This window comes from Rhodococcus sp. MPR-R1B, from assembly GCF_058793255.1.
This window is the reverse complement of record NZ_JBXAFO010000005.1, coordinates 1-25,180: the sequence shown is the minus strand read 5'-3', so window position 1 is coordinate 25,180 and position 25,180 is coordinate 1. Positions and strand designations below refer to the sequence as shown.

Here is a 25,180-nt window from a genome sequence, read left to right as displayed (position 1 = left end):
TTAGGCGTTCGCTGGTAGCCTCGCAATTCGCCAGGAAGACGAATGACTTACTGAATGACCTCGAGCGAGACTTCACGAAAAATCGCGCGCACGCGGTCGTCCAACTGTTCGTCGCTCAATATCGAGAAGTCGATGAACGCCATCAACCGACGCAGTCTGGGCACAGCGTCACGGAGAACCTTTCTCTGTCCTCCACCTTCGATCAAGATGCGAGCGATCGAACGAGCGAGAGGAGTTACTCCTGCTATCGACCTGCGTTCGGTAATCTGGTTGAGGTCACTCTCCGAGAGTTTGCGCAGGAGCGAGTAGTCCGCGACGCCGTCGACCACTGTCGCGAATGTCATTGCCTGCCACCACAAGCGAGCAAACATATGACGTGTCAGGTCAGTTGCGATCCAACGTTCAATGTTCTCTCCAGGGAATCGCCATCGGGTGATGTCAGGCATCGCCACGATTGCGAGGAAGTTCCACACTCCTCGGTGAGCTGCCTCCACTGACGTGATCTGCATAGTCCGATGAATCTCTTCTGCAGCAACGCGATCAAAGCGAATCAGGTCCGCGTTCCCTACCTCGCCCGGATATCCGCAATCATGCGCAATCGCTCGAATCGAGTCTGCCAACTCTTGTACACCAGACTCGCCGATTCGCTTCCCTCCACTCGCTGCATACGTCATCTGCGAGTGCGTAGGACGCGCCGCCCGTGCCATTTGTGAAGGATCTCCATTGAGCTTTTGCAATTCAACTACTCCCGACGCAAGACTCAATCGGGGCCACAGCTCGGTCATGAGAGCAACCTTCCAAATCCAATCGAACGTGCACCCGCCACAATCGAACTGTGCAAATCCATTGAGGAGCCCAGGATTGATTCGGCGGTCCACGCAGTGGGGTCGACAAGCACCCTGAGAGCAAGAGAACGAGCAGTGGCGCCGAATGATTCGCTATCACAACCTTCGAGCTCATCCCAACGCGCCAGCGACCATCGGACGATTTCGTCCACCAGGCCTTCTTCCATCTCTTGAATGAGTACCAATTGCTCGTCCGTATGGTTCCTCTCCCTCTGGACTGCCTTGACCAGCTTCTTGTCAAGCGGATTTATCAGGAGCAACAATGCCCCCATCGCAGGCTCGTCCGGACTCAGTGGCATTCGAAGATGCCAGCTGGCTCCCTCGTCGATGCCGAATGCGTCGAAATCGACAACCTCGGTAGGAAACATCGCTTCGGAGCCGGTGAGACGAAGTGCTTGCTCGTCGTTCCAGAGGATTGAGCCCGCGTGGCGCGCTTCTCCCACGAGCGGACTCAACCGATCCCTTTCGAGAACCAATTTCCTGGTCAAAGCGATAGTTGCACCGGCATATTGCGGATCGACTTCAATCTCGACATCGAACCGCCCGTCCGCGAGGGGTACGCGCTTCGCCGGTCCGACTAGGTAGGTGTCCAATGCTCGCCACCCGAAGTAGAACGCCAATGGCGAACCATCATCAAGCCTCGTATGCGCGCGGATCATCAACGGATCCGCATTTATGGTGCAGCGCAAGCGGAGTCCTGATCGATAGTCCCAATTCTCGACAGCCTCGCCCAGTGGCTCCCACTCACCTTCAACCATCCGTGACCAGATCGACGGCTCAATAGTCCCGGAACTCGGCACCAAATACGGACGAACGTCTCTGACGGCCATCAGCTTTCATCCTCTACAACAAAAGTTAGCCGCACGACCGCGTCCCGAGGTGGACGGACAGAAACTACCCATTTCCGGGGGTCTGCACGTCCAACAGAAATCTGACTTCCTACCCGATGTTCGCCCGTTTCAAGACATACCCAGCCCACGACCTCCGCCGGTTCCAGAAGTCCCCGTAACTCAATGCCACCATCGATCACAACGACAGGCTCCGCAACCACCAATTTTGTTGTGGGCCAAGCGGGTAACTCGACCGTAGCAACCACGAGCGCGTCGCCGCCACGCACGATCAGTTGCGGGCCCTCCACGATCCTTGGCTTGACAGCCGAACGACTGCCGGATCGACCTGACCGACGGCTCCCGTTTCGACTTGGTTGCCCTGCGCCATCGCCGGATGCACCTGCCACAAGTCCTGACAGGCGACCCGCGAGCGGAGCCAACGCAGCTTCGTGATGCAGATCAGCATCGACATCTCGAACCGAGGGCTTGAGCTTGCTCTTCACGTAAGTGGCTCCGAGACGAACTACGCCCAATGCTGTGCCATGTAGCCCACTCGTCACCCAATCGTCGTGAGTGGGGGGCTCAGCATCCGAGAAGTACCGATCGGCATCGATGCCGGCTTTGAAGACTGCGCCGTACTGAATCGCTTCATCTGGATGAGGATCTCCAGATACATAATTTACGACCAGATCGGCTTGGCGCATTCGCGCGCAATGATGTGCGGCACCACTGAATGGGGCTGCCAGAGACAGCAGATAATTCTGCTTGATGGGCGCCATCGACTCGACCTTCGCGAAACGACCGATCTCCTGAGGCTTAGCCCTTCGAGCCGGCACATCGTATTCACCGTCCAGCGATAGCTTTCGATACGCATCGACGAACGGCTTCAATTCGATTGTTGCAGCTGGATCAGGTATCTGGACAGAGAACCCTTCGAACTTCACTGAACACCGCAAGCGGTTTTCCACCCCGTCAATCATTTTCGGCCACAGATTCCACAACATGGTCGAAGCGATGAACTCGGCAGCCGACTCTGGTGTGCGTTCCTGCTCTACGTCGCCATTTCGAACGGCTCCCAGGTCAATATCGATGATCGCTACAGTCGTACCGGTTTGCCCCTCAGCGAACCTCGGCAAGCCAAGGGCAGTTGCCATCTCTTCGGCGTCGTCATCTACCAGTGCCTGCGCGATTTCACCTTCCAGTACGCCTAGCCAATGGCGTCCGGTGTAGCGAACGCCCTTGTCTTGGAAACCATCTCCCATGGCGGCACCGATCAATCGACGCTGCGGCTTACCGCGAAAGATGCAACGACTGTCAGCGACGATCACGTGACACCGACTGACGTTGTACAGAATTCCTTTGCCGAATCCGTAGGAGCCCCCACCCAGGTCGACTCCCTTCCTCTCACCTACATTTCTGATGAACTTGACGAAGTCCGCTCGCTCCCCTTCGAGTGGAGGTTCATCTGCTCGTAGAGGACCACCAAGGCCAGTCGTGCCACGATCGGAAATCGTCAAGATGGTCGGCTGTCGGTCCAGCGCTTCAGCCAGGCCGAGGGACGCCCCTACCGGCCCTGGGAGAAGGAACTCCCGCCACCGTTCGAGCCTATTGCCTGTCAGTTGACGAATCTGCACATTGAAGTCAACCTCCCGGCCCGGAAGCGCTGCATCGCAGCTATTTTGAGCCGCTTCGCGAATGAGCACGGTGAGCGGATCCAGCTTGGGCTTCCCGAGTTGTCGACGGATACCTTCCGAAGCGGTAGATCCCTCAGCGGCGACCCGTTGTGACCACCACTGCGATCGCTCCGCAGCCTTTGATTTTCTCAATTGGACCCCGCACCTACCAGCTCATCGAGTTCTTCCTGATCAGATTCGATCTCAGCATCGGTCAAATCGACACTGACGTACGTCTGGGCAACCGGACTTGTGTCGTCAGCAGCACCAGGGAAGACGAGAGCCACGCCGATGACGTCTTCAACCGCGTTCAGCGGCTTCCTTGAATCCTTGTTCTGCTCCAGCGGTTCTGACACCGGATCGATCGGATACAAGAGAAGTAAGCCCTTCCGGTGCACGGTTGCATCTTTGTCTCGCGCATCCATCAATGCGCCTTCACTGAGCTTCCTCGCGACAGTCTTGGGTATGAAGTCAACCGCACGATGATCCTTCGACATCAGAGTCTTGATATCAGCCCGCTCGAGACCGTCATCCTTGAGCTGAGATCGAACGATCCGACCGAAGTCGAACCCACCCAGCCTGACAAATCCCTTCTCCTTCCCTGGCTCTGCAGCCAAAATTGCCAGGTTCCATTTGTCGAGCCTATTTTTCCGTCTTTGCTTCACGACATACTTGGCGATCAACTCGGCGTCGAGATCGGGCGAATCCTTATGCACGTGGTAATCACTCAAGAAGGTCAGCACATCGTCCGCATCGACATCGCGAAAAAGTACGGAGCCGGAGTCCAGGATGTCGCCTTGAATTCCCTTGGTACGAACTCGCGATACGAGACCGTCTGCAGCATCCTTGTTGTGTAACAGCCATTCCGAGTCCTGCGTGCGGAAGTAACGCGTCTGAACCCTCCTGCCGCCGTACGACGCATACGCGGGAATAGCGGCGCCCATCTTCGCTGTAATCCGGAGTGTGGGATGAGTCCTGATTCGAACGCCGAACTCCGTCGGTGTCAGATTCTCGGACTCGTACCTCTCGATGTCCAGTCGAATCTCACGCTCCACCGTCGCCAAATGACGGAACCACTGCCGCAGTTCCTCGGTCATCCAGATCCTGGGCAAGTCTTCGTAGCCTGGCCTGAATCCGAACCACCGTGCCATCTGCAGCAACGTGTCGTAGGCACCGGCTGCGCGGACGAAGTAACTGACGGTCAGCCCCTCCAACGTCAGACCGCGACTGAGAGTGTTCCCCCCGACCGCGATAGCGATTTGACCGTCAGTGGAGTAGTCGAGGCGGTCATCGCTTCGGAAATTGTCGATGACGATGCGACAGACCGACAAGACATCTTCGACCTTCGCCGACACTGCATCGAAATCGATTGATTTCAAATCGAATTCGGAGGAGTGCACCTTCCCTGTCTCGGATTCCCATAGCGCTCGCAAGCGATCCTTGGTCGATGCATCACCGGCAGTCCACCTTTTTGAAAGCCTCTCCACGTATGCATTCAATGGCCCCTTGAACTGGCGATGAATGTCCGTCTTCACCGAGGTGTGGATCAACATGGTCGAATGCCCGGCGTCACCGCGTGCGCGTCGCGCAGCCGTCGAGAGCACAAACCAATCGAGCGCATTCTCGAGGGTGGGCGGAATCGAAGGAATGAAGGACGCCGTCGCGGTCTTCCCCAGCGGACGAACGTCGTCTACGTCTTCGTCGGGAATGATCCGCACCATGTTGGAGCCGTCGAGGTCTTTCCCGTTCGCCTCGTCGCCCTCGACCGCATCTCGACCGAAGATTTTTTCAGTGCCGAAGTATCCCTTTGGTTCCGGGAGATTCAGAATGAAGTCCTTCGGGTACAAGTCGCCCCCGGCAGGATCGATCAGAATGTTTGCAAATGGCGTTGCTGTGTAGCCAATATAGGTGCTTTTCGGCAGCTTCTCGATGATGCCCCGAATCAGGGGGTTTATGGTTCGAGTCTCCACACTTGCCTGATCTGCCTCGTCGTCGATGATAAGAGTCGGCACATCGGTGAGAGCTCGCTGTTTTACTGCCGGCTGTAACCACTTGTCCAAACGTTTCAGGACCGCGGCATTCTTCTTCACGACGGCAAGGATCACACCACTGTCGTCGACATGCAGTAGAGCCGTCGACTGCATGGCAGGCGCGCGAAAATCGTCATCCGCATTCGTCAGCTGCTTCCACTTGGTAGGCGTGAGCATATGAAGCTGCTCATCGAGACGCTCCTGCGTCTGTTTCCGTAGCCCGTTGTGAATTCCCGACAGCACAATGACGAATTTGTAACCGACATCCGCAGCCTTTGCGATCACAGCAGTGAAGTTGGTGGTCTTACCAGATTGCACATAGCCCACTACCAACCCCTTCGCATCCCACGATGATTCGTTAGGACGCGGCGTGTAGGCAATGACCTTATTGGACGAGCCGTCCAAGGACTGGATCCGATCATCTGGCCACGACAGGTCGCCTCGGATGTAACGCTCGAGAGCAGGCCAATAAGTATCGGCGCTGGCGTTCGGCCCCGCATACCAGGGCTCACGCGGCCCGTGGATGATCGGCGGGCCGGCGGTGATCACACCGGAGAGGTGTCTGCGATACTCCGCTTCGAATTCATCGAGTTCCTCCGCGGTGAGCCTGCCTTTGAAACGCTTGAGAGCTGATTCCAACGACGTCTTCCTTGCCCAACCCGCAAATACCTCGTAGAAATCGTCCATCAACTCCATACCTCCGTGTCGCCTCGCGACTGAACGGTAGCGCAGAAATCGAAAAGGTTGCGTTAGAAACGATCCGTTCGGTCTTTCGCAGGCGAGCGACTTCGACCGGGGTTAGCTGTGGAGAGCCGAAACTTGCCGAAAACCTATTGCATAACCGACGCAGCACCGCGTCTACCAAGAAGGATTCGGCGTTGTCGAACCCTTCCTAGAATCCAAGTGATGGCTGGAAATAGTTAAGATCTGAGCTGGTTGGCACGTCGGGGACGAGGCAACCAGCTCAGTGCGAGCGGGCTCAGCCGCCGTAGACCTCGGGGTCCAGGGTGCCGATGTACGGCAGATCGCGGTACCGCTCGGCGTAGTCGAGGCCGTAACCGACGACGAACTCGTTGGGGATGTCGAAGCCCACGTCGCGGACGTCGACGTCGATCTTGACCGCATCCGGCTTGCGGAGCAGGGTGACGACCTCGAGCGAAGCGGGATTACGTGTCTTGAGGTTGCGCATCAGCCACGACAGCGTGAGACCGGAGTCGATGATGTCCTCGACGATCAGCACGTGGCGACCGGCAATGTCCTTGTCGAGGTCCTTGAGGATGCGGACGACACCCGAAGACGAGGTCGAGGATCCGTAGGAGCTCACGGCCATGAATTCCATCTGCGACGGGATCGGCAGGGCGCGGGCGAAGTCGGTCATGAAGAAGACCGCTCCCTTGAGGACGCCGATCAGCAGGAGATCCCCTTCGGGGGCGCCTGCCGGGTAACGCTTGGCGATGTCCTCAGCCAGTTCCGCCGTTCGTGCACGGATCTGTTCTTCGGAGATCAGTACCGATGCGATGTCGCCCTCGTACACGCGTCAAACCCTTCGTCGGTCTTCGAATCCGAGGATCAGCCTGCCACGTCGCCGGGCCGCCACCAACCTCGCCTCCGGTGTTCCGCCGCCGATCGCGACGCCGCCTTGCCCCCGCCAGTCGGTCACCAGGGCGTCGACTGCGCGTAACTGTTTGTCCGTCAATGCTTTTGCGCCGCCCTGCAGCAGCCAGGCGCGCAGAGCGCGTCGACGGATTGCGGTGGGCGCTTCGGCAAGTGTGTCCACTTCCACTTCCCCGTCGACGACAACCCGTAGGAGTAGGGCCTCGGCGTACTCGTCGAGCGCCTCACCGTCCTCACGCAACTGCGTCGCGGTTCGGGCCAATGCTTCGGGAACTCCCCCGCCGAGAATTTCTTCGAGCAGCGGCAACGCCTCGTGCCGCAGACGTACGCGAGTGAACTCGGGATTGTTGTTGTGCGGGTCCTCCCACGGCGTGATTTCCAGGTCGACGCAGGCCGCCCTGGTCACCGATCGCCGGATGCCGAGTAGCGGCCGTCCCCAGGGAGCGTCGAATGCCGTCATACCTTGAATCGATCGCCCACCGGACCCGCGGGAGAGTCCGAGAAGCACGGTCTCGGCCTGATCGTCGAGCGTGTGTCCGAGCAGAACCGGGAGGTCAGTTCTGGCGCCGCGCAGGGCGTTGTACCGAGCCTCACGCGCAGCGGCCTCGAGACTCCCACCATCGGCTACGTCGACTGTCAGCACCGTCGCGGTCCGGCAACCCAGCGCCAGCGCCTGGTCTGCGGCCGAGCGCGCGACGGCATCCGAACCATCTTGTAGGCGATGGTCCACGATCAACGCGTCGACCGAATCGGTTTCCGCCACCGCTGCTGCTGTCAGCGCCAACGAATCGGCTCCCCCGGACAGGGCGACGACCACACGGCGCCGCGGCTCGAATGCGAGCGTCCACGCCCGCACGGCCTGTCGCAGCGCCAGGAGGGCAGGCGTCTCAGGCAGCAGCATCTAGCCGAGAACGCGCTTTACCCACGCGTCGGGATTGTCGATCTCGTCGAGCAACGGCAAGGTCTCGGGCCCGGTCCAGATGGTGTTGAACTGCTCCATGCCGACCTTGAGAACCACCGCGTCGACGAAGGCCTTGCCGCGCACGTACTGCGCCATCTTGGCGTCCATGCCGAGAAGCATCTTGATGATCCGCTGCACGGGGTTGGACTTGCGCTGCCGACGCTTGTCGAAGGCCGCGCGGATCGTTGCCACCGACGCCACCACGGCGGGGCCGACGGCGTCCATCACGTGGTCTGCATGCCCTTCGAGGAGGGTGCCGAGTACAAGCATCCGATCCAGCGCGTCACGCTGAGGCTCCGCCTGCGAGGCGCGCAGCAGCCCGATGATGCCGCCCGCCGTCGCACCGTCACTGGAGTCGGGTTCCTTCCGCGAGCGCAGCTCTGCAGCAAGGCGCCCGACAACGTCGGTCATCGACTCGTCCACCGTCGCACCAAGCGTTTCGACGGATTCCTTCATGTACTCCGCTAGCCACGGCGAGGACGAGAACTGAACCCGGTGCGTGACCTCGTGCAGGCAGACCCACAACCGGAAGTCACTCGGGTTCAGCCGAAGGGACCGTTCGACGGAGACGATGTTCGGTGTGACCAGAAGCAGGGTGCCGTGCTCGCCGGTGAACGGGTCGTACTGCCCGAGGATCGCCGAAGACAGGTACGCCAGCATTGCACCGGCCTGCAGGCCCGCCGGCTTTCCGACGATGAGATTGCCACTGCCGTCAGGGTCGGCGCCGGTGAGATGTGCCATCGACCGCGAGGCCGCCGTGATCCACCCGGCCCGGTCAAGCACGTCAGCAGCCGGGACCGGTAGACCGTCGGCCAGCCCGGTCACTTCACGAACCGGCAGTTCTGCGCGCTCGGACGCTTCGGCGAGTTCTGCGGTTGCCGTCTCGGCCGTGTAGCGAGACATCGCGGGGCCGCCGCGCGCCAGTTTTATCCCGGCTTTGGCGGCAAGACTCCAGTCGACGGCACCACCGAGCGGAGCCGAGGCGTCATCATCTTGTGGAGTCTTTTCGGCCACTATTGGCACCCGCAATTCCTCAATGCTCCGGCAATCGCGTCCAGGGCAGGACGGCTCACTTCTGGCGGCCGGTCATTGGACATCAGTGCGAAGGTGAGCACTCGCCCGTTCTGATCGACCACGAACCCTGACAACGCGCTGGCCGTCGACAGAGTTCCCGTCTTGGCCCGCACCCAACCCGCACCGGTTCGGTTTCCGGACGCGTAGCGGTCGGACAAACTTCCTGTTCCGCCGGCCACCGGAAGGTAGTCCAGCAGGGGGCGCAGTTTCGGATCACCGTCACCGGCCGCAGCCGTCATGACGCGATCGAGTACCTGAGCGGGAATGAGATCGTCGACGGACAGTCCGCTGGAATCGTGCAGCGATACACCGGTGTAGTCGAACCCGGCCGCCTGCAGGGTCTTGCCGGTCGCGTCGACTGCTCCGGTGAACGAGGCTTCGATTCCGGAGGCAATCGCGACCTCACGCCCGATGGTCTCTGCGAGCACGTTGTCGGAATGTTCCATCATCTGCAGCAGTCGGTCGCTCAGCGGCGCCGACTGCACGGTGGCGATCGGCTTGGCACCGGCAGGCGCCGCGCCGAGACTCACGTTGGCGGGATCGATACCGAGCGCCTGAGCGAGCACCTTGCCCGCGTCCAATGCGGGAGTTTCCGAACGCGGCGACTCGTCTTGAGTGCCGTCGTACCGACCACCTTCGATCATCACCGATTCGATCGGGGTGATGTAACCGGCCGCGATGTCCGCGGGGAACCAGCCGGTGGCCATGTTGTCGCCCTTGAACAAGCTCGAGTCCACCACGACGCTGTTCACCGGCGTACCGGCAGCCTTGATCTGGTCGACGAGATCCGCGATGTGCGCTGCGTTGGCGTAGTACCCGCTCTGCCCCTTCGGCGTCGCCGTCAGCGTCGGGTCACCGCCGCCGACCAGAACGACCTGCCCGGGGCTCGTTCCGGGCACCACCGTCGTGGACAGCCGGTGGTCGAGCGGCAACTTCAGCAGTGCCGCCGATGCGGTCAGCACCTTCGTCGTGGACGCGGGCGTCATCGGCGTCGACGGGTCCGTGCTCCAGAGAATGTTTCCGGTGAGCGCATCAGCGACTACTCCGGTGAACTTCCCCAGATCCGGGTTGGCCACGGCCGGGCCGATCGCCGCTGCGATTCCCGACGCGCTCGGGATCGGTGCGTCCGTCGGGACGGGCACCACCTGGGGTGACGGCGTCACGAGCGCAGGCTGAGGCGACGTAGTCACGGTCGTGCTGCCCGCGGTGTCGTTCGACGTACCGAGTTTCACGACGACAACTCCGGCGACGGCCAGTACAACCACTGCACCGACCGCCAGAAGGATGCGGAAGTTACGCCGTCGACTCTCTTCCAACGAGCCGATCTTCTTCTTTCCTTGGCCCGCCAACGCCCCTCCGTCTGTGCTCTGCCTACTGGGTGGTCAGGCAACCTTATCCTTGACCCGATATCCTTCCGACGAATCATTACCGACACGACAGCGAGGAATCGGCGTGGAGTTCGACGTCACCATCGAGATCCCCAAGGGTCAGCGCAACAAGTACGAGGTCGACCACGTAACCGGTCGCGTCAAACTCGATCGCTACCTCTACACAGCTTTCGGCTACCCGGCCGACTACGGCTTCATCGAAAACACCCTGGGTGAGGACGGCGATCCGCTCGACGCCATGGTCCTGCTCCCCGAGTCGGTCTTCCCCGGCGTCATCGTCGAGGCTCGCGCAGTCGCGATGTTCAAGATGGTCGACGAGGCCGGCGGAGACGACAAGGTCCTCTGCGTTCCGGCCGGTGACCCCCGCTGGGATCACATCCAGGATCTGGGTGACATCTCACAGTTCGAGCTCGATGCGATCAAGCACTTTTTCGTCCACTACAAGGACCTCGAGCCGAACAAGCACGTCGAGGCAGCCAACTGGGTCGGCCGCGCCGAGGCAGAGGCCGAGATCGAGGCTTCGATCAAGCGTCTCGCTGCCAACGGCGGTCACTGAGCTCGAGTTCTCAGGCCTAACGAAAATCCCCGCACATCGGAAGATGTGCGGGGATTTTTGTGCTGTTTTTACTCGCCCTTGCAGTTCCTACTCACCCTTGCAGTTCCTACTCACCCTGGAAGACTGGCGGGCGCTTCTGGAAGACGGCGGTGATGGCCTCGGTCAGATCCTGCGAAGGCAGGAACGCCGCGTTCCAGGCTGCGACGTAGCGAAGGCTGTCGTTCACGCTCGCGCTGCGGGTGTGATCGAGCACGTCCTTGATCCCGTGGACGACGAGCGGCGGGTTGAGCGCAATCTCCTTGGCGGTCGCGCGCGCCGCTGCCAGTACCGCGTCGGCATCTTCGAAAACGTCGTTGACGAGGCCGATCTTCTCGGCGCGCGCTGCGTCGATGTCCTTGCCGGTCAGAGCCAACTCACGCAGGTGTCCGTCGCCGATGATCGCGGGCAGACGCGCGAGGCTGCCCATGTCTGCGACGATCGCGACCTTGACCTCGCGGATGCTGAACTTGGCATCGGCACTTGCGTAGCGGATGTCCGCCGCCGTGATCAGGTCGACGCCGCCGCCGATGCACCAGCCCTGCACAGCTGCGACGACGGGCTTGCGGCAATCTGCGACGGCATTGATGCCCGACTGCATGCGCTTGATCATGTCGTGGAACTTGGTGCGCGGGCCTGCCTGAGCCTTGTCCGCGAGGACGGCACCGAATTCACCGCTCATCGCCGGCAGGTCCAGTCCGAACGAGAAGTGCTTGCCGGAACCGGCGATGACGATTGCACGCACCTCGGGGTCGGCGTCGAGGTCGGCGAAGATTTCGGGGAGTTCACTCCAGAAATCCGGCCCCATCGCGTTGCCCTTGCTCGGCCCGATCAGCGTCACCTGGGCGATGTTGTCTTCGCGCTCGACGGTGAACGCATTCCAGCTCTTCTGTTCAGTCATTACTCAAGAGTAACTAAAGGTCGGGCTCAGCCGAAGACCGCTGCCTTCATCCGAAGATTCCTGCCTCGTCAAGTACCAGTACGACGAGGGTGACGGCCATCAGGGCGAACATGATGAGCATCGCCATCCTGGCCGCCCGCTCACTGGTCGGTGGGAAAACGCGCTGCGCCGGATGCTCGGCCACGTACTCGGACAAGGACATGGTCCTGGCACGTGAGCGTGTCGGATTCTGTACCGCTGCTGTTGTAGCCATGTCGGTGATCCTTTCAACTACGCAATCTCAGTCAGGTACCCCAAAGGTGAAGTACCCGACTGAGTTCGACTTCTCCAATGTAGACCCGCAGATCGAAGAAGTCAGCGTGAGTTTGGTGCGAATTACCTGAGAGTCAGTCCACACAGGGAATGCCGCCATTCGCGTCGGCCCGGATGGGTGATCCCTGCGCTCCCGTATCGGGAACGGTGCCGGCGGATACCGACGAGTCCGACTGCGCCGGAGCGGCCGAGAACACGGTCTGCGCATTGTCCTCACCGATGAGTACAGACACTGATTCGGCCGCTGCCTGCTCGTTAGGCACTGCGGCCACGCCCAACTGCTCGGCCAGCGCCTCTGCGACGGCTTTGGCGCCGACTCCATAGCTGACCACCGACTTTGCCGTCGCAACTGCGGTGCTCACCTCTCCGACTTCGACTCCCGACGCTTTCATCGCCGCTGCCAACGCGGCGCCCAACCCGTCCGTCGCGGTTCCGTTGCGGATATCCACAACTTCGTTCCCGGTCGAGACAGCAGTGTCCATCGCAGGTGCAGATGCCGAGTCACCTCCCGCGAAGATCCGCGACACTTCACTACGCAGACGCGCCGGATCGACCATGTTGACGTCCTGGCCGTCGACGGTCTCGTATCCCTCGATGGGCAGGGTGTAGAAGTCGATGTTCCCACCTGCGAGAGCGCTTGCCTGAGAAGCGAATCGGACGGGATCCATGGCAGAATCGATCACCACGTCCTTCTTCACCACGTCGGCCAGTGCCGTCATCTTCGGAATGTTTCCGATGACGCCGGAGCCCTTCAAGTTGGCGATCACCGCGCTGATGAAAGCCTGCTGCCGGTGGGTGCGATCCAAGTCCCCGTTGTCCAGGCCGTGGCGTTGACGGACAAACGAAAGTGCCTGTGACGGATCGAGAGTCTGAACTCCGGCCGGGAAGTTGGCGCCCGAGAAGTCATCCTGCACCGGATTGTTGAGGCACACCTGAACGGGGCCGATAGCCGAGACGACGTCGTAGAAGCCCATCAGGTTCACTTCGGCAAAGTGATCGATCGGAACCTTGAGCAGATTCTGCACGGTGGTCAGTGTCGACCGTCTTCCGACTTCACGCGCTTGTTGTTCTCGTGCAGCAGGATCCGTCACACCGTCCGCTATGAGTTTGGCGTCCGCATCAGCCTTCGCCATTCCGTACGCTTCCTTGATCTTGGCCATTCCGTAGCCGGGTACCGCGACGTAGTCGTCGCGTGGGATCGCCACTGCACTGGCCTTGCCACCATCGCCCGGAACATGGAGCAGGATAAGCGTGTTCGTGTTGTATCCACCCACATCGCTGTCCCCCGCATGCAGCTTGTCGGTGACGAACTCTGCCGGCAGATCGCTGCCGTCCATCGCCTTGCGACTGTCGAGCCCGATCAACAAGATGTTGGTATCCCCGTCGAGCGAACTGCCGGCGTCGTCACCGAGGGCGGAGAGCGCATCCGACCGGTACAGCCCCGACGTCAAATCCGACTGCACGTACCAGCCGATTCCGACGCCCACCAGAATCGTCGTCGACAGGGACGCCGCCGCCAGCTTGCGCCCCACCGAGAGCGTCGACCGCTGCGGTTGACGCTTACGTCTGTGCTTGGTTGCCGAGTGTCGAGGTCGCGGTTCCACGGCCGACACGCTATCCACCGTTCCTGAGTAGAACCTGTCGATACCGGACACGGCTGGTCATTGGCTGAAAAAACGCTGAGAATGAAGTCCGAATAGGGCAAATCTGCTCTAGGCTCCGCCCTGTGGACCGCCGACGCTTCCTCAGTGCCCTCGCAGCAGCAACTCTGACCGGAACCGCCGCGGTGACCATGGGAACCGCTTGTTCGTCACGTTCGGTCGGGACGGCAATCGCTGCAGCCGACGAACCAACCGACCCCGTCCCTGTCCCGGATCTCCCGCCTGCCTTGTTGCCGCCTCCACCGCCGTCTGCCCGGGTGCCGCTGCCCGCCGGCGGATCGTTGACCGCGTTACCCGGCGGTGGGGATCTGTTTGCCCTGACGGTTGACGACGGAGCCAGCTCCGAAGTCGTGCGCCTCTACACACAGTTCGCAAAAGACACCGGCATCCGTTTGACGTACTTCGTCAACGGGCAATACAACTCGTGGACCGAAAACGCCGGACTTCTCAGACCGCTGGTCGAGAGCGGACAAATTCAGCTCGGCAATCACACCTACTCGCACCCGGATCTGACGTCCGTGTCGAAGCAGCAGATCGCAGACGAGCTGACGAAGAACGGCACGTTCCTGCGCAACACCTACGGCGTGGACGCGGCGCCGTACTTTCGGCCGCCGTACGGAAGGCACAACGCGACAGTCGATTCCGTGGCCGCGAGCGTCGGCTACACCGTGCCCACCCTCTGGTACGGATCACTGTCGGATTCTTCGTTGATCACCGAGGAGTACATCCTCCAAATGGCGAACCAGTACTTCAATCCGGGGGCCATCGTGATCGGGCACCTCAACTATCTGCCCGTGACCCACGTGTATCCGCAACTGGTGGACATCATCCGGAGCCGAAACCTGCGGACTGTCACGCTCAACGATGTTTATCTGAAGCCGTGACGCCGTGGTGACCGCAGCCGACAACGAGGTCCCGGCCGAAAACACGGCTCCGTCTGTGAAACAACGCACCGAGGCCTGGCTGCTCGCGGACATCACCGAGGAACCCGCCGGACATCTGGGGCCCCACCGGATGGCGCCGAAGAAGGAGAAGCGCCACCCGTGGTGGAAGGTGATGTGCCTGACGGGTGTCGATTACTTCTCCACTCTCGGTTACCAACCCGGTATCGCGGCACTGGCGGCCGGCACGTTGGCTCCCATCGCGACAGTCGTATTGATCCTGCTGACACTCTTCGGCGCTCTACCGGTCTACCGGCGAGTGGCTCGCGAGAGTCCGCATGGCGAGGGTTCGATCGCCATGCTCGAGAAGCTGCTGCCCAAGTGGCGCGGCAAGATCTTCGTTCTCGTGCTTCTCGGCTTCGCGGCCACCGATTTCCTCATCACTATGACGCTCTCGGCTGCCGATGCCACGGCGCACCTCGTCGAGAACCCTTTTGCTCCAACCTTTCTCTCCGGACACACCGTCGCCGTCACCCTGGTTCTGCTCGCGCTCCTCGCTGCGGTCTTCCTCCGCGGATTCACCGAAGCGATCGGTATCGCGGTCGGATTGGTCGCCGTCTATCTCGCCTTGAACGTGGTGGTCATCTCCGTAGGTCTGTGGCACATCGCGACCGCGCCGTCGTTGGTCACCGACTGGACGCGCGCCATGACCACCGAGCACGGAAACCCGGCGATGATGATCCTGATCGCGCTGATCGTCTTCCCGAAGTTGGCTCTCGGTCTGTCCGGCTTCGAAACCGGCGTCGCGGTCATGCCGCAGATCAAGGGCGATCCGCACGACACCGAACAGAATCCACGTGGCCGCATCAAAGGTGCGCGGCGCCTGCTCACCACGGCGGCGCTGATTATGAGCGGATTCCTGCTGACGTCGAGCCTGGTCACCACCATCCTGATCCCAGAAAACGAGTTCCAACCCGGAGGCGCTGCCAACGGTCGCGCGCTTGCCTTTCTCGCCCACGACTATCTGGGTGAGATCTTCGGAACCGTCTACGATCTCAGCACGATTCTGATCCTCTGGTTTGCCGGTGCATCGGCAATGGCAGGGTTGCTCAATCTTGTTCCGAGGTATCTCCCCCGCTACGGCATGGCGCCGTCGTGGGCCCGCGCCGTGCGTCCGCTGGTCCTCGTGTTCAGCGTCATCGCCATCACTGTCACGATCTACTTCGACGCCGGTGTCGACGCTCAGAGTTCCGCGTACGCAACCGGTGTCCTCGTGCTCATCTCGTCGGCGACCGTCGCCGTTGCACTGTCCGCTCGTAAGCACGGTCAGCGAAAACTGTTCGTGGGGTTCAGTTTTGTCGCAGTTTTGTTCGTCTACACGACGATCGCGAACATCTTCGAACGTCCAGACGGTGTGAAAGTGGCGTCGTTCTTCATCGCCGCGATCATGGTGGTGTCCTTCCTTTCCCGGATCTCGCGAGCCTTCGAACTACGGGCAACCTCCGTCGAATTCGACGAGACCGCGCTGCAATTCATCGCCGAGGCAGCCGAGAAGGGTTACCTCGCGATGGTGGCGCACGACGTCGACCGTCTCGACGAGGACGAGTATCGGCAGAAGGAATCGCAGCAGCGCGCCGAAAGCAACATCCCGGAGGCGGAGTCGATCATCTTCATCGAGGTCAACGTCACGGACTCCTCCGAATTCAGCACCGACCTCCTCGTCCACGGCCGACAGCGCGGTGTGCACCGGATTCTGTGGGTCGACAGCCCGGCCGTCCCCAACACCATTGCGGCGGTTCTCCTGCGGACGAGGGACATCACCGGCGTGATTCCCGACGTCTACTTCGAGTGGACCGAGGGAAACCCGATCATGTACCTGCTCCGCTTCCTGTTCATCGGTGAGGGCGAAACCGCTCCCGTGACCCGTGAGGTCCTCCGCCGCGCCGAACCCGACCAGTCCCGCCGGCCACACGTCCACGTCGGTTGACGCGGCAAACGATGAGCAGAGGGTTGGTCCAGGCCATGCACCAGGGAAGATCGCACAGAAAGAAGTGCTGCGTGCCTATATTCAGGCGAAACTCGCGGATATCACATCTTGCGTGCGAGGCTCGCCCTGAAACCCATTGCGATGGTGCGGATCGATAGGACGATCGGCCCCCGCTGCACCCACACGTCGAAGCGACTGGCTATCGCAGGTTCGATTCGTCTGTCACCAAGCGATAAAGAACGTATCCAGAAAACACTGTTATGGAGACGACGCAGAGTACGAGCATGATGTCGAAGAAGATAGTCATGTTTCCCCTCATGGGTTCGACCAGAATCGATTCGTTTATCCCCGCGAAAGTTTCTCCGTGAAATTGTCCTGTTCCGCAGCTCCAATCGTGTGAAGGCGATAGCGCCTCACCACCCGAGGCACGGCTCAGCACTCCTGTGGAGTCGGATATGTGGCGGCATCGTGAGCAGAAGCAATGGGCGAGGTTTCTCCGACAGTCAATCGTTCACCGTTTCGCCGCTTCCTCACAGCCGCGGTGATCAGTTCGGCCGGCTCGTCGGTGACAGCGGTGGCGATGCACACTTGGGGCGCCCACCTCGTCTACAGCCCAACGCGTTCCGGCTTGGACCGCTTCATGCTCGGTCCCGCCGAACACGTCGGCCAGATTCTTCCTGCCGCCCACAGGACGGCGCGCCGCGACAGCAACACCCACCACTAAAGCCAGTGCCGTATAGAGCGCGATCACACCATGAAGGCCACCGCCGATCTACCGGGAGCGCCCGACGCGAACTCCGCTCTTGCCGGTCTCGGCACTGAACAAGTCTCAGCCAACCGACGGCACTTCGGTGATGGCGTCGGCGGTCACGAGCATGTCGATCTCGACGCTGTTGGTTCCGTCGCCATCGGTGACGCGCACAGTTACCCCTGCCAGAGCCATTGGTCGTCGTGCATTTCCGCCCAGAATTTCAATTCAGATAGCGACTTCCATCGAAACTGGTTGTTACACAGTCACTTAAGAAAGAGAACTGACACAACTTGAAAGTTACCGGTGAGATATTTCCACTGTTACCGATCGCCATCCGAGCAACAAACCACGGTCCATCGGATCCCCGTCGCATGACGAAAGACGTGCGGGCCGATCCACATGATCAACTGTCTGCGCCGCCTCGGATGTCGCCGCGGTGCAGGGACGCGAGTTCGGCGAGGTGAGTTCCGACCCGATCAAGCGGGACACCGACCGTGACGAGATCGCGAGAACCTCGTCCTGCACCTATCCCACCGTATAGGTCGGCAGATGCACACAATGGCCTAACGTCGACCACGTCCAGCGCCGTCGTCTCGACAGCAGGACCCACACCACCATCAAATGCCGAGAGCTGCGTGCATGGTGCGATATTGAGCGTCCTTTTCGCCCTTCCGGACTTACCCGTGGACGTGCAGACTCATACAGTTACTGTGGACGCGTAGTCACACTTAGTTTACTGTGGGCACGTCTGAGATAGATGCCACAAAGGAGCCCGAAATGCAGTTCCTAACACCTCGTCGCACGCGGCGTAACGCGCCATCTGTCCGGTTAACTCCGGGGCGCAATACCGTCAACGAACATCGCGATTACCACGACACTCTGCGCACACTGTCCGAGGCATCCTCGACAGGGCTCCACTTCGAGGCGTTCAAAGACATCGCCTGGAATTCGCCCGAGTTCGCCGCCCCCGCGGACGACCCAAGATGGACACTCCCCGCGGTCGACCCCTTGTCCCACACCGACTGGTACCGCGCGCTCTCACCCCAGGAACAACGGCGGGTTGCCCGGATTCGGCTCGCATCTATAACAAAGACCGGCTCCCAGTTCGAGCAACTGCTCCTTCTCGGCGGTACCCAGTTCTTGATGGGCCTGGCGAACGAGAACCCCGAATTCCGCTACTTCATGCACGAACTCACCGAAGAGACGCACCACATCCAGATGTTTCAGGAGTTCACCAACCGGGTGGCTCCGGAGGTCCACGGTGCCCCAACGTGGCTTGTCAAGGCCTTCCCCCTGGTCGGTTCGCTGGGATCGCTGTGGCCCAGTTTCTTCTTTCAGATCATCCTCGCTGGAGAGGAGCCGATCGACCACATCCAGAAGAGCATCATGCGCGGCGGTGGCATTCACCCGCTCACCGACCGCATCATGCAGATCCATCTCGCCGAGGAAGCACGTCACATCGGGTTCGCCCATGCATGGTTGCGCCATCACGCTCCGCGCATGAGCCGATTCAACCGCCTCGCACTCGGCCTCACCACGCCTGTAGTCATGCGCATAGGGTTTTGGTCCATCGTCGTCCCGAGCCGGCAGGACGCGACGTTGCTGGGTATCCCCCGCAATGTTCTGCGCGAGACCTATTCGATGCGCAACCCCGATTTCCGGCGACTCCTTGCAGAGTCCTGCGCAGACGTCCGGAGCCTCGCCGACGCCAACGGAATGCGCACCCGGCTCACCCTCTGGTCCTGGCGGCTTACCGGAACCGACGGCCGACTGTCGCGTTACCGCAACGAGCCGTCGAGGGCCGCGGCTTGACGATCTGCAACCCGCGACGCAGCTGCCCCTCTCCCACTTCGACAGACAGCTGCGTTACCCACTCACCGCGGTCGAGGCAATGGCGCACAGATATCAGCGCGCCAACCACAGGCCCACACCCGAATCGCCCCATCGAAGTTTAGGAAGCACATCCACCAAGGCGAACCAGCGACATCAGTGCCAGCGGACACGACCCAGGCTGCAGGATTCAACGCTGAACAAGTCTCAGCCGACCGACGGCACTTCGGTGATGGCGTCAGCGGTCACGAGCATGTCGATCTCGACGAGATTGGTTCTGCCGGCATCGGTGACTCGCACGGTATTCCGGCCAGCCATTGCCCGTCGTGCATTATCGCCCAGAATTTCAAAATACCGTCCAGGTATCCGGACATGTACAGGGCGGACGTTTTCACGCGCATGCTCACATGATCAGCGCGCGATGCTCCCCCACGTCCGAGCGGGAGCGCCCGGCCGATGTCTTGTGCACTACTGGACAGTGTCCAGTGAATTCGGAGTGTGTCTGAGACACCGCGCGGGAGATATTCGGCACTAGCCGTCGTGCGCCGTGATCCGCTGCTGCGGCATTCGCGTTATCGCGACGCCCTGGTCAAGTGAACGCGATCACGTTAGATTCGTAACACGGTCTGGTTGGGGAACCCGAGGATCCGAGAGGTTTTGAAATGATCGCAGGTGGCTGGATTTGGTTTTTACCGTTGCCATGGGAATGGCGAGTAGCGCTCTCGAAAGCGGTCCCGTGCGAACTCGGCGGTACCCAATGTTACTTCTGACGTGAGTGAAGGGTCCGCGAATGAATTGCTTCGTCGGACCCCTCAAACACCTCCTTTCAGTTGTTGGTCACTGCCAGGCCCTTACCCACAGGATTGGACTGAGCGGCGATCTCGGCCTGCACTGCCGAGAACTTGATGTACTCGGCCAGATCTACGGCGGCTACATCCACCCGGCATCCACCCTGGACAACGTGCATTTGATTGTCTCGCAATGGAATACGGCTACCGGTACTCCTTATCATGCGATGCAGTTCAAAACCTCCGTCACTCCCGCCGGCCCCGTGTACACCGTCGGCGGCGCAATCGGCGCCCGCTACACACAACTCGGCGCAGAAACGTCCTCTCTCGGCGCACCGACCGGCGACGAACAGACGCTGTCGAACGGGCGGGTACAGGATTTCGAGCACGGCCGCATCTACTGGAGCGCCGCGACCGGGGTATGGGAAACGTACGGGTTGATCGCGCAGAAGTACCTCGATCTCGGCGGACCCACCAGCCCGTTGGGGTGGCCCACCAGCGGTGAACTCGGCACGCCCAACGGAATCGGCCGCTTCAACCGCTTCACCGAAGGCAACATCTACTTCAATCCCCAGGCCGGCACCCACTGTGTCTACGGCGCCATCTTCACCGAATACGGCCGCCACGGCTACGAAGGCGGACGATTCGGATTCCCCATCACCGACGAATACTCCACCCCCGAGGGCCGCCGCAACGACTTTCAAGGCGGCTGGATCGCATGGATTAGCGCCACAGGTCAGGTAGTGACATCGTGATGTTCGACCTCAGCTGGCCCCCGCTGTATGTCTTTGTGCTCCAACGTATTCGGCGTAGCAGTGAGGGCAATGCGGTCACGGCATGTGATCGACCGCCAGATCACTCACAGGGCAATACATCGAGCCAGCAATCGAGGTGCCCATGCATCGCCGTGTAGGTGTTCTCGCTCTGATTGCGGTCGTTGCCGTCCTGATTGTCGTGGCGGTCTCGTTCTATTCCTTCGGCGGCGACCCGACCGAATACTGCCGCGCCCATGCGCCACGTCCACCAGCATCGGGTGTGGAACAAACCCTGCCGGCGGAGGGGCATTGGACTGCTTTTCCGATTGCAGGAGCCACCTGCACCTGGAATATCTCCGGCGACGTGCACTACGTGACCTCGATCATCCGATGGGGGCCGACACTGATGTTGCTCGGCGCCGTCGCCGTGTCCATCGCATCCTCCTATTTCATCGCAAAAACCCTCTTCGCTAATCGCCAATAGTTGGCAAGTACCTGTGAATCAATCCGAGAGGATAGGCATGCGCAGAAACATCAAGAGTGCTACACGACGCCGGAAACTGTGGACGACATCCAAGTCGAAAGCAGTGGCGATGGTTGCTGCCGCGCTGACGGTGACAAGTGTGTCAGTGCTGAGTGCGGCACCCGCGAGTGCGGACCCAAGCTGCCCGAACAACGACCCGAAGTTCGGGTTCTGCGTCGGAGGAAAGATCCTCGAGGAATTCAACGAAACCGGAGGCTGGCCGTTCTTCGGAAATGCCACGAACTACGAGGCAGACGCCGCAAACTACGGGCGTTGGCAACCATTCGAGAAGAACAGCTCGATCTACTGGCACGCGAACGTGTCCAACGGACATTGCTCCAACCTCTTCCGGGAACTCCTTTTTCGTTAAGAGTAAAACTGTCGATCAGGATATGATAGTCGAATGAGCTCTTCCAATAAGGCAGCAACCCGGACAGCTATTTTAGCAATCTTGCTAGCTAGTGCTGCATGTTCAAAGCCATCTGAAGATCCCGATTTTTTCACCAACCGACTTGCGCTCCCGAGTTGCGGCGAGGGCAAAATAACGAACGCCAGTAGCGGTAGCACGTTCCAGGATTCGCAAGTTGAGTGCATGAAATCATCGCGCGCTGCGGGAGGTTCAGAATTAACCTTACGTTCAATTACGACGGAAGGTGACGAGATAGTCAGTTATATACGCATACTGCCCAATGTGGAGAATGTCGAGATCATCGTGGACAAATCACAGGATGAATATTCCGAGCAGGGGTGGATCTCCTACTCGTGCTCGATTCCTGAGTTAACAGAGGACTCCATTACCGATTGCATGGCAACGAGATAGATTTATGGATTAGAGGCGGGCCTGACTGGAAGTATGCCGGTCACGCACTCGTCAACACTGGACACTGGACACTGGACACGTTCAAACCCGGTCTACAAGATGTCGACTTTCACTGCCCTCGGCTCGTCGAATGTCCTGATCACGGGGTAGTCCGTCCAGTGCTCGGTGTTGATCACTGTGCTACCCGGAGAGGCGGTGTCGCGGCGAGAGTTCTGTCGCACCGTCGGGTCCGAGTTCGACGATCTCGCCGTCGAGGACGGTTTCGCGGTCGAGGACGGTTTCGCGGTGGTCGAGCACGGCGCGGAGTGCGTCGACGATCTCGGGCAACGAGGCGTTAGTTGTTGCCGTTGCGCGACCACAGTGGCGGCAGTTTGGTGCCGGTGGTGGCGATGGCTCTGACTCCGTCCCATTTCGACTCGAAGGCTCTTAACTGCACTAAGCGCTATCAGCCTTGATCGCAATCGAAGCGTTCCGTTGCTTCGTGCGCAATGATGCGCTCGAGCATCGACCTAGGCGCGGGTCACGGCTAGAGCACGTCTCCGAGTTCGCGAGGCACTTGAGCCAGGTGCGCACCGCCGAGAGACGGTGCCCCACTGTGGGTCGGATACCTACGCCGTCGTTGCGTCAGGCCTCTCACGGGGGAGTCAGAGTATACGGAAGGCAGGGTATGCCGAGTTCTCTGCTGATATGGGCCTGGTGGCCGTTGACAACGGTCTCCTCATGGCCGCTGACGGCGAGGTCTTGTGGGCTGTTGACGCCGTGCACAGTGCGGAAGGTGTCGACCGTGAGCTGTGGGATTCGGTCGAGGCGTCGGTCGACGAAACCGGCGGATGAACTGAACGGGCCGTACAGCCATTCCACGTGGGGGGGCTCCCGGTCCTTCTGTTACCCGCCAGCCGAGTGCCCGCAGCCGAAGGTCCAGGCCACCGGAACCGGGAACGGTGTCCGCCGTGATCATGCTCGCCTCCAATCTCCCGTTGTCCTGCTGGAATTGGATCGAGCCGAGGTCTTTCACCGCAGGGGCATCGAGGGTCACGATGTCGTAGCCGGGCATAATGCGCACCACCCATTCCAGTCGCTCGGCGAAATCCGTCCAGTCGGTGCATCGGTCGGGTGCGCCACGCTTCGTCGGTTGTTCGGCAGTCAACAGGTTGCGCAGGGCCCACGGCCCGGTGTCGTATCCGGTTTCGTCACCGGCGGTGTAGCGGATGCGCTGGAATTCCATCCCGAGCCCGTCGCGCATGATGGCGACGACCGAAGCCGATATCTCCCGAAGTTCGCTGGGTTCGGAATGGGTCGGGCTCCACCGGCTGGTTTCCAAGCGTTGCTCGTTGGAGGTCTGAAACCAAACCGGCTGGGTTTGTAGCACGCTCAGCAACTGCTGCGCGGCATCCGGATCCGACGGGATCGTGAGCGTGGCCTCGACTGCACCGCCGTTCTCGTAGACCGTGATGTCACGGCCGGTACCACTGTCACGCAAGCGGACGAATTGCGATATCTGGATCGGTTCGGCGTCATCGTCGAAGTCGACGTCCACCAGATCCGGAATCGCGGCCTGCAGCTTCTCCCAGCCCTCGGCAGTCATGCTTGTCCTCCCAATAGTCTCTCTCGCCGTAGAACATATCTGCCGCTACGACAACCACAACGCCACCAGCGGGTCGCGATGACCGGTAGTCCCGAATCTCACGCGAACCAGGGCCGCCAAGGAGCAACACAGCGAGATCTGGCGCAAACCTGCCCGCAGGAAACGCATAAACCCCGACCACGTCCTCACACGATCCCAATGGCGTCGACGTCACCAGAACCGAGCCCGACTGTGCCACTACCGAACTCGCGAACAGGCCAGATAAACGCGACTGCAGTATTTGGACGTTTAGCGGTGGCACCGGGCTGCGCGCGGTACAACTAACCAATGAGGAGCTACGCCAATCGCCATCGCATACTGATCGTGTTCACCGTGATGGTTGTCGTAGTGGGCTCGCTGTGGTGGACGAAAACGATCGCCTTCACCCGATCACTAGCCATTGCCTTCAGTTCCGAACCACACGGATCCGTTCCGCGCGGCGATCTCGCAGACATCACTCCCACAATCGTCGCCAGCTTCCCGTTCTCCGAAGAGACGGTCAGCCTCGTCGCGGACAGAATCGTCAACACGTACGGCGGCAACACATCCGACTACGAATCAACCCTGACCATCACCGACACAATTGATTTCGCCGGAAAAGTCGTGACAGCACGCGGACGAACACCGCTGGCCACCCAACGGATGGCGAACTATGGCGCGCAAGCACTGAGCGAGCTGATCAACGAAGCCACCTTCACGCGGACCGGCCAAGCAAAAGTTTCCTTCCTGGTGCTCACCGACTAAACGCCGCCGCTGTTAGCCGAGTGCGCAGCTCACCGACACCCACCACAAACCGGGGACGTGTCATCACCCCAGTTCAACGCCACAAAACGAGCACTCAGGCACGCGCAGGTCGGATACCCGCTCATAGTGAAGGTGAATCCCGCCGCTCCCCAATCGCCAGCACCCCCATCAACCCCACAACCACGACAAATTCCGTCCACGGGAGCCACGACGGCACAAGCCGATCAGTGAACACCACCAAGGCGCAGGTAATCAGCGCGAGCACAGATACAACGCCCAAAACGCCACGAAGCACCCACCGGGCCACACGCGAGGAGAACATGCCGCTACCCCCGATCAACTGGCATCGACCACTTGTGCTCAGTCGGCGGTTGTCGCCGACTCGAATATAGCGCCGCACCCATCAACACCCACCCGACGACCGCGAACACCGACGCCACACCATCGAACACCACCATCACCACCCTCTGGTCGAAGGACGGCGCATAAGTACACGAAGAGACGACAACCGGCAGCCACACCCTCGACGCACTCTCCAACGCCACAGCCGAATCGGCTGCACACAGCTCATACGAACACCGCCCCACCCCCAAGAA

Annotated in this window: 22 protein-coding genes; 9 read left to right on the top strand and 13 right to left on the bottom strand. The window is 60.5% G+C overall.

The genetic code is table 11. The annotated features are described in order from the left end of the window. Positions 1-47: 47 nt before the first annotated feature. The 8 genes from AC1Q61_RS09170 to dacB all read right to left on the bottom strand — a co-directional run bounded on the left by AC1Q61_RS09170 (position 48) and on the right by dacB (position 10,376). The gene (locus AC1Q61_RS09170; protein ID WP_492650827.1) at positions 48-707 is read right to left on the bottom strand and encodes a DUF6339 family protein; all 660 of its coding nucleotides are present in this window, start codon (positions 705-707) and stop codon (positions 48-50) included. A gap of 74 nt (positions 708-781) precedes the next feature. Beyond that, complete coding sequence (locus tag AC1Q61_RS09165; RefSeq protein WP_128637965.1) at positions 782-1,675, bottom strand: hypothetical protein; 894 nt, start codon at positions 1,673-1,675, stop codon at positions 782-784. Further along, complete coding sequence (locus AC1Q61_RS09160) at positions 1,675-3,003, bottom strand: hypothetical protein (RefSeq protein WP_128637966.1); 1,329 nt, start codon at positions 3,001-3,003, stop codon at positions 1,675-1,677. Before AC1Q61_RS09160 ends, AC1Q61_RS09165 begins: the two co-directional genes overlap by 1 nt. 494 nt (positions 3,004-3,497) lie before the next feature. After that, a complete protein-coding gene (locus tag AC1Q61_RS09155; RefSeq protein WP_312638360.1) occupies positions 3,498-5,783 on the bottom strand; it encodes a Z1 domain-containing protein in 2,286 nt (761 codons plus the stop codon). A 574-nt stretch (positions 5,784-6,357) separates the two neighbouring features. Beyond that, positions 6,358-6,912 carry a hypoxanthine phosphoribosyltransferase gene (gene hpt, locus AC1Q61_RS09150; protein WP_003941159.1) on the bottom strand — a complete coding sequence of 185 codons (555 nt, stop codon included), beginning with the start codon at positions 6,910-6,912 and terminating at the stop codon, positions 6,358-6,360. 3 nt (positions 6,913-6,915) lie between these two features. Beyond that, positions 6,916-7,893, bottom strand: coding sequence for a tRNA lysidine(34) synthetase TilS (tilS, locus tag AC1Q61_RS09145; RefSeq protein WP_042922686.1), 978 nt, complete (start codon positions 7,891-7,893; stop codon positions 6,916-6,918). Further along, entirely contained in the window at positions 7,894-8,967 is a 1,074-nt protein-coding gene (locus AC1Q61_RS09140; RefSeq protein ID WP_492650845.1) for a zinc-dependent metalloprotease, read from the bottom strand. Then, the gene (gene dacB, locus AC1Q61_RS09135; protein ID WP_042922687.1) at positions 8,967-10,376 is read right to left on the bottom strand and encodes a D-alanyl-D-alanine carboxypeptidase/D-alanyl-D-alanine endopeptidase; all 1,410 of its coding nucleotides are present in this window, start codon (positions 10,374-10,376) and stop codon (positions 8,967-8,969) included. The genes AC1Q61_RS09140 and dacB overlap by 1 nt, the downstream gene beginning before the upstream one ends. Positions 10,377-10,479: 103 nt before the next feature. Here dacB and AC1Q61_RS09130 point away from each other — a divergent pair, with 103 nt between their 5' ends. Beyond that, complete coding sequence (locus AC1Q61_RS09130) at positions 10,480-10,971, top strand: inorganic diphosphatase (protein ID WP_003941181.1); 492 nt, start codon at positions 10,480-10,482, stop codon at positions 10,969-10,971. Positions 10,972-11,077: 106 nt separating this feature from the next. Here AC1Q61_RS09130 and AC1Q61_RS09125 read toward each other — a convergent pair whose 3' ends face one another. The 3 genes from AC1Q61_RS09125 to AC1Q61_RS09115 form a co-directional block, all read right to left on the bottom strand. Continuing rightward, positions 11,078-11,908, bottom strand: a complete 831-nt coding sequence (locus AC1Q61_RS09125; RefSeq protein ID WP_007727023.1) for a crotonase/enoyl-CoA hydratase family protein — start codon at positions 11,906-11,908, stop codon at positions 11,078-11,080. A gap of 46 nt (positions 11,909-11,954) precedes the next feature. After that, on the bottom strand, positions 11,955-12,161 hold the full coding sequence (locus tag AC1Q61_RS09120) for a hypothetical protein (RefSeq protein WP_124568973.1): 207 nt from the start codon (positions 12,159-12,161) through the stop codon (positions 11,955-11,957). Between the two features lie 133 nt (positions 12,162-12,294). Beyond that, positions 12,295-13,824 (bottom strand): LCP family protein, encoded by a 1,530-nt coding sequence (locus AC1Q61_RS09115; RefSeq protein ID WP_256520318.1) that lies wholly within the window; start codon positions 13,822-13,824, stop codon positions 12,295-12,297. A 122-nt stretch (positions 13,825-13,946) separates the two neighbouring features. Here AC1Q61_RS09115 and AC1Q61_RS09110 point away from each other — a divergent pair, with 122 nt between their 5' ends. From AC1Q61_RS09110 to AC1Q61_RS09080, 7 genes are all read left to right on the top strand, one after another. After that, complete coding sequence (locus AC1Q61_RS09110; RefSeq protein WP_007727026.1) at positions 13,947-14,765, top strand: polysaccharide deacetylase family protein; 819 nt, start codon at positions 13,947-13,949, stop codon at positions 14,763-14,765. 4 nt (positions 14,766-14,769) lie between these two features. Further along, the gene (locus tag AC1Q61_RS09105) at positions 14,770-16,749 is read left to right on the top strand and encodes an amino acid permease (RefSeq protein ID WP_081305457.1); all 1,980 of its coding nucleotides are present in this window, start codon (positions 14,770-14,772) and stop codon (positions 16,747-16,749) included. A gap of 481 nt (positions 16,750-17,230) precedes the next feature. Beyond that, the gene (locus AC1Q61_RS09100; protein ID WP_003941172.1) at positions 17,231-17,473 is read left to right on the top strand and encodes a hypothetical protein; all 243 of its coding nucleotides are present in this window, start codon (positions 17,231-17,233) and stop codon (positions 17,471-17,473) included. 804 nt (positions 17,474-18,277) lie between these two features. After that, positions 18,278-19,312: an AurF N-oxygenase family protein gene (locus tag AC1Q61_RS09095; RefSeq protein ID WP_064113761.1), complete on the top strand. Its 1,035-nt coding sequence runs from the start codon at positions 18,278-18,280 to the stop codon at positions 19,310-19,312. 1,033 nt (positions 19,313-20,345) lie between these two features. Next, positions 20,346-20,873, top strand: a complete 528-nt coding sequence (locus AC1Q61_RS09090) for an LGFP repeat-containing protein (RefSeq protein ID WP_051649620.1) — start codon at positions 20,346-20,348, stop codon at positions 20,871-20,873. 142 nt (positions 20,874-21,015) lie between these two features. Next, the gene (locus tag AC1Q61_RS09085) at positions 21,016-21,357 is read left to right on the top strand and encodes a hypothetical protein (RefSeq protein WP_042922694.1); all 342 of its coding nucleotides are present in this window, start codon (positions 21,016-21,018) and stop codon (positions 21,355-21,357) included. Positions 21,358-21,394: 37 nt separating this feature from the next. Beyond that, complete coding sequence (locus tag AC1Q61_RS09080) at positions 21,395-21,766, top strand: hypothetical protein (RefSeq protein WP_058227959.1); 372 nt, start codon at positions 21,395-21,397, stop codon at positions 21,764-21,766. Positions 21,767-22,396: 630 nt separating this feature from the next. On the opposite strand, the gene AC1Q61_RS09075 is transcribed toward AC1Q61_RS09080, so the two are convergent. Further along, entirely contained in the window at positions 22,397-22,543 is a 147-nt protein-coding gene (locus tag AC1Q61_RS09075) for a hypothetical protein (protein ID WP_167349899.1), read from the bottom strand. Between the two features lie 391 nt (positions 22,544-22,934). Then, positions 22,935-23,801, bottom strand: coding sequence for a TY-Chap domain-containing protein (locus AC1Q61_RS09070; RefSeq protein WP_042922697.1), 867 nt, complete (start codon positions 23,799-23,801; stop codon positions 22,935-22,937). Between the two features lie 327 nt (positions 23,802-24,128). Between AC1Q61_RS09070 and AC1Q61_RS09065 the strand changes: the two genes are divergently transcribed. Continuing rightward, positions 24,129-24,584, top strand: a complete 456-nt coding sequence (locus tag AC1Q61_RS09065; RefSeq protein ID WP_051649621.1) for a hypothetical protein — start codon at positions 24,129-24,131, stop codon at positions 24,582-24,584. The last annotated feature ends 596 nt before the right edge of the window (positions 24,585-25,180 follow it).

Excerpts from the sequence above, each read along its gene's own strand:
- AC1Q61_RS09170 (WP_492650827.1), bottom strand. The coding sequence starts at position 707 with ATGGCACGGGCGGCGCGTCCTACGCACTCGCAGATGACGTATGCAGCG.
- AC1Q61_RS09165 (WP_128637965.1), bottom strand. The coding sequence starts at position 1,675 with ATGGCCGTCAGAGACGTTCGTCCGTATTTGGTGCCGAGTTCCGGGACT.
- tilS (WP_042922686.1), bottom strand. The coding sequence starts at position 7,893 with ATGCTGCTGCCTGAGACGCCTGCCCTCCTGGCGCTGCGACAGGCCGTG.
- AC1Q61_RS09125 (WP_007727023.1), bottom strand. The coding sequence starts at position 11,908 with ATGACTGAACAGAAGAGCTGGAATGCGTTCACCGTCGAGCGCGAAGAC.
- AC1Q61_RS09120 (WP_124568973.1), bottom strand. The coding sequence starts at position 12,161 with ATGGCTACAACAGCAGCGGTACAGAATCCGACACGCTCACGTGCCAGG.
- AC1Q61_RS09100 (WP_003941172.1), top strand. The coding sequence starts at position 17,231 with ATGGGCGAGGTTTCTCCGACAGTCAATCGTTCACCGTTTCGCCGCTTC.
- AC1Q61_RS09095 (WP_064113761.1), top strand. The coding sequence starts at position 18,278 with ATGCAGTTCCTAACACCTCGTCGCACGCGGCGTAACGCGCCATCTGTC.
- AC1Q61_RS09090 (WP_051649620.1), top strand. The coding sequence starts at position 20,346 with ATGCAGTTCAAAACCTCCGTCACTCCCGCCGGCCCCGTGTACACCGTC.
- AC1Q61_RS09085 (WP_042922694.1), top strand. The coding sequence starts at position 21,016 with ATGCATCGCCGTGTAGGTGTTCTCGCTCTGATTGCGGTCGTTGCCGTC.
- AC1Q61_RS09080 (WP_058227959.1), top strand. The coding sequence starts at position 21,395 with ATGCGCAGAAACATCAAGAGTGCTACACGACGCCGGAAACTGTGGACG.
- AC1Q61_RS09070 (WP_042922697.1), bottom strand. The coding sequence starts at position 23,801 with ATGACTGCCGAGGGCTGGGAGAAGCTGCAGGCCGCGATTCCGGATCTG.
- AC1Q61_RS09065 (WP_051649621.1), top strand. The coding sequence starts at position 24,129 with ATGAGGAGCTACGCCAATCGCCATCGCATACTGATCGTGTTCACCGTG.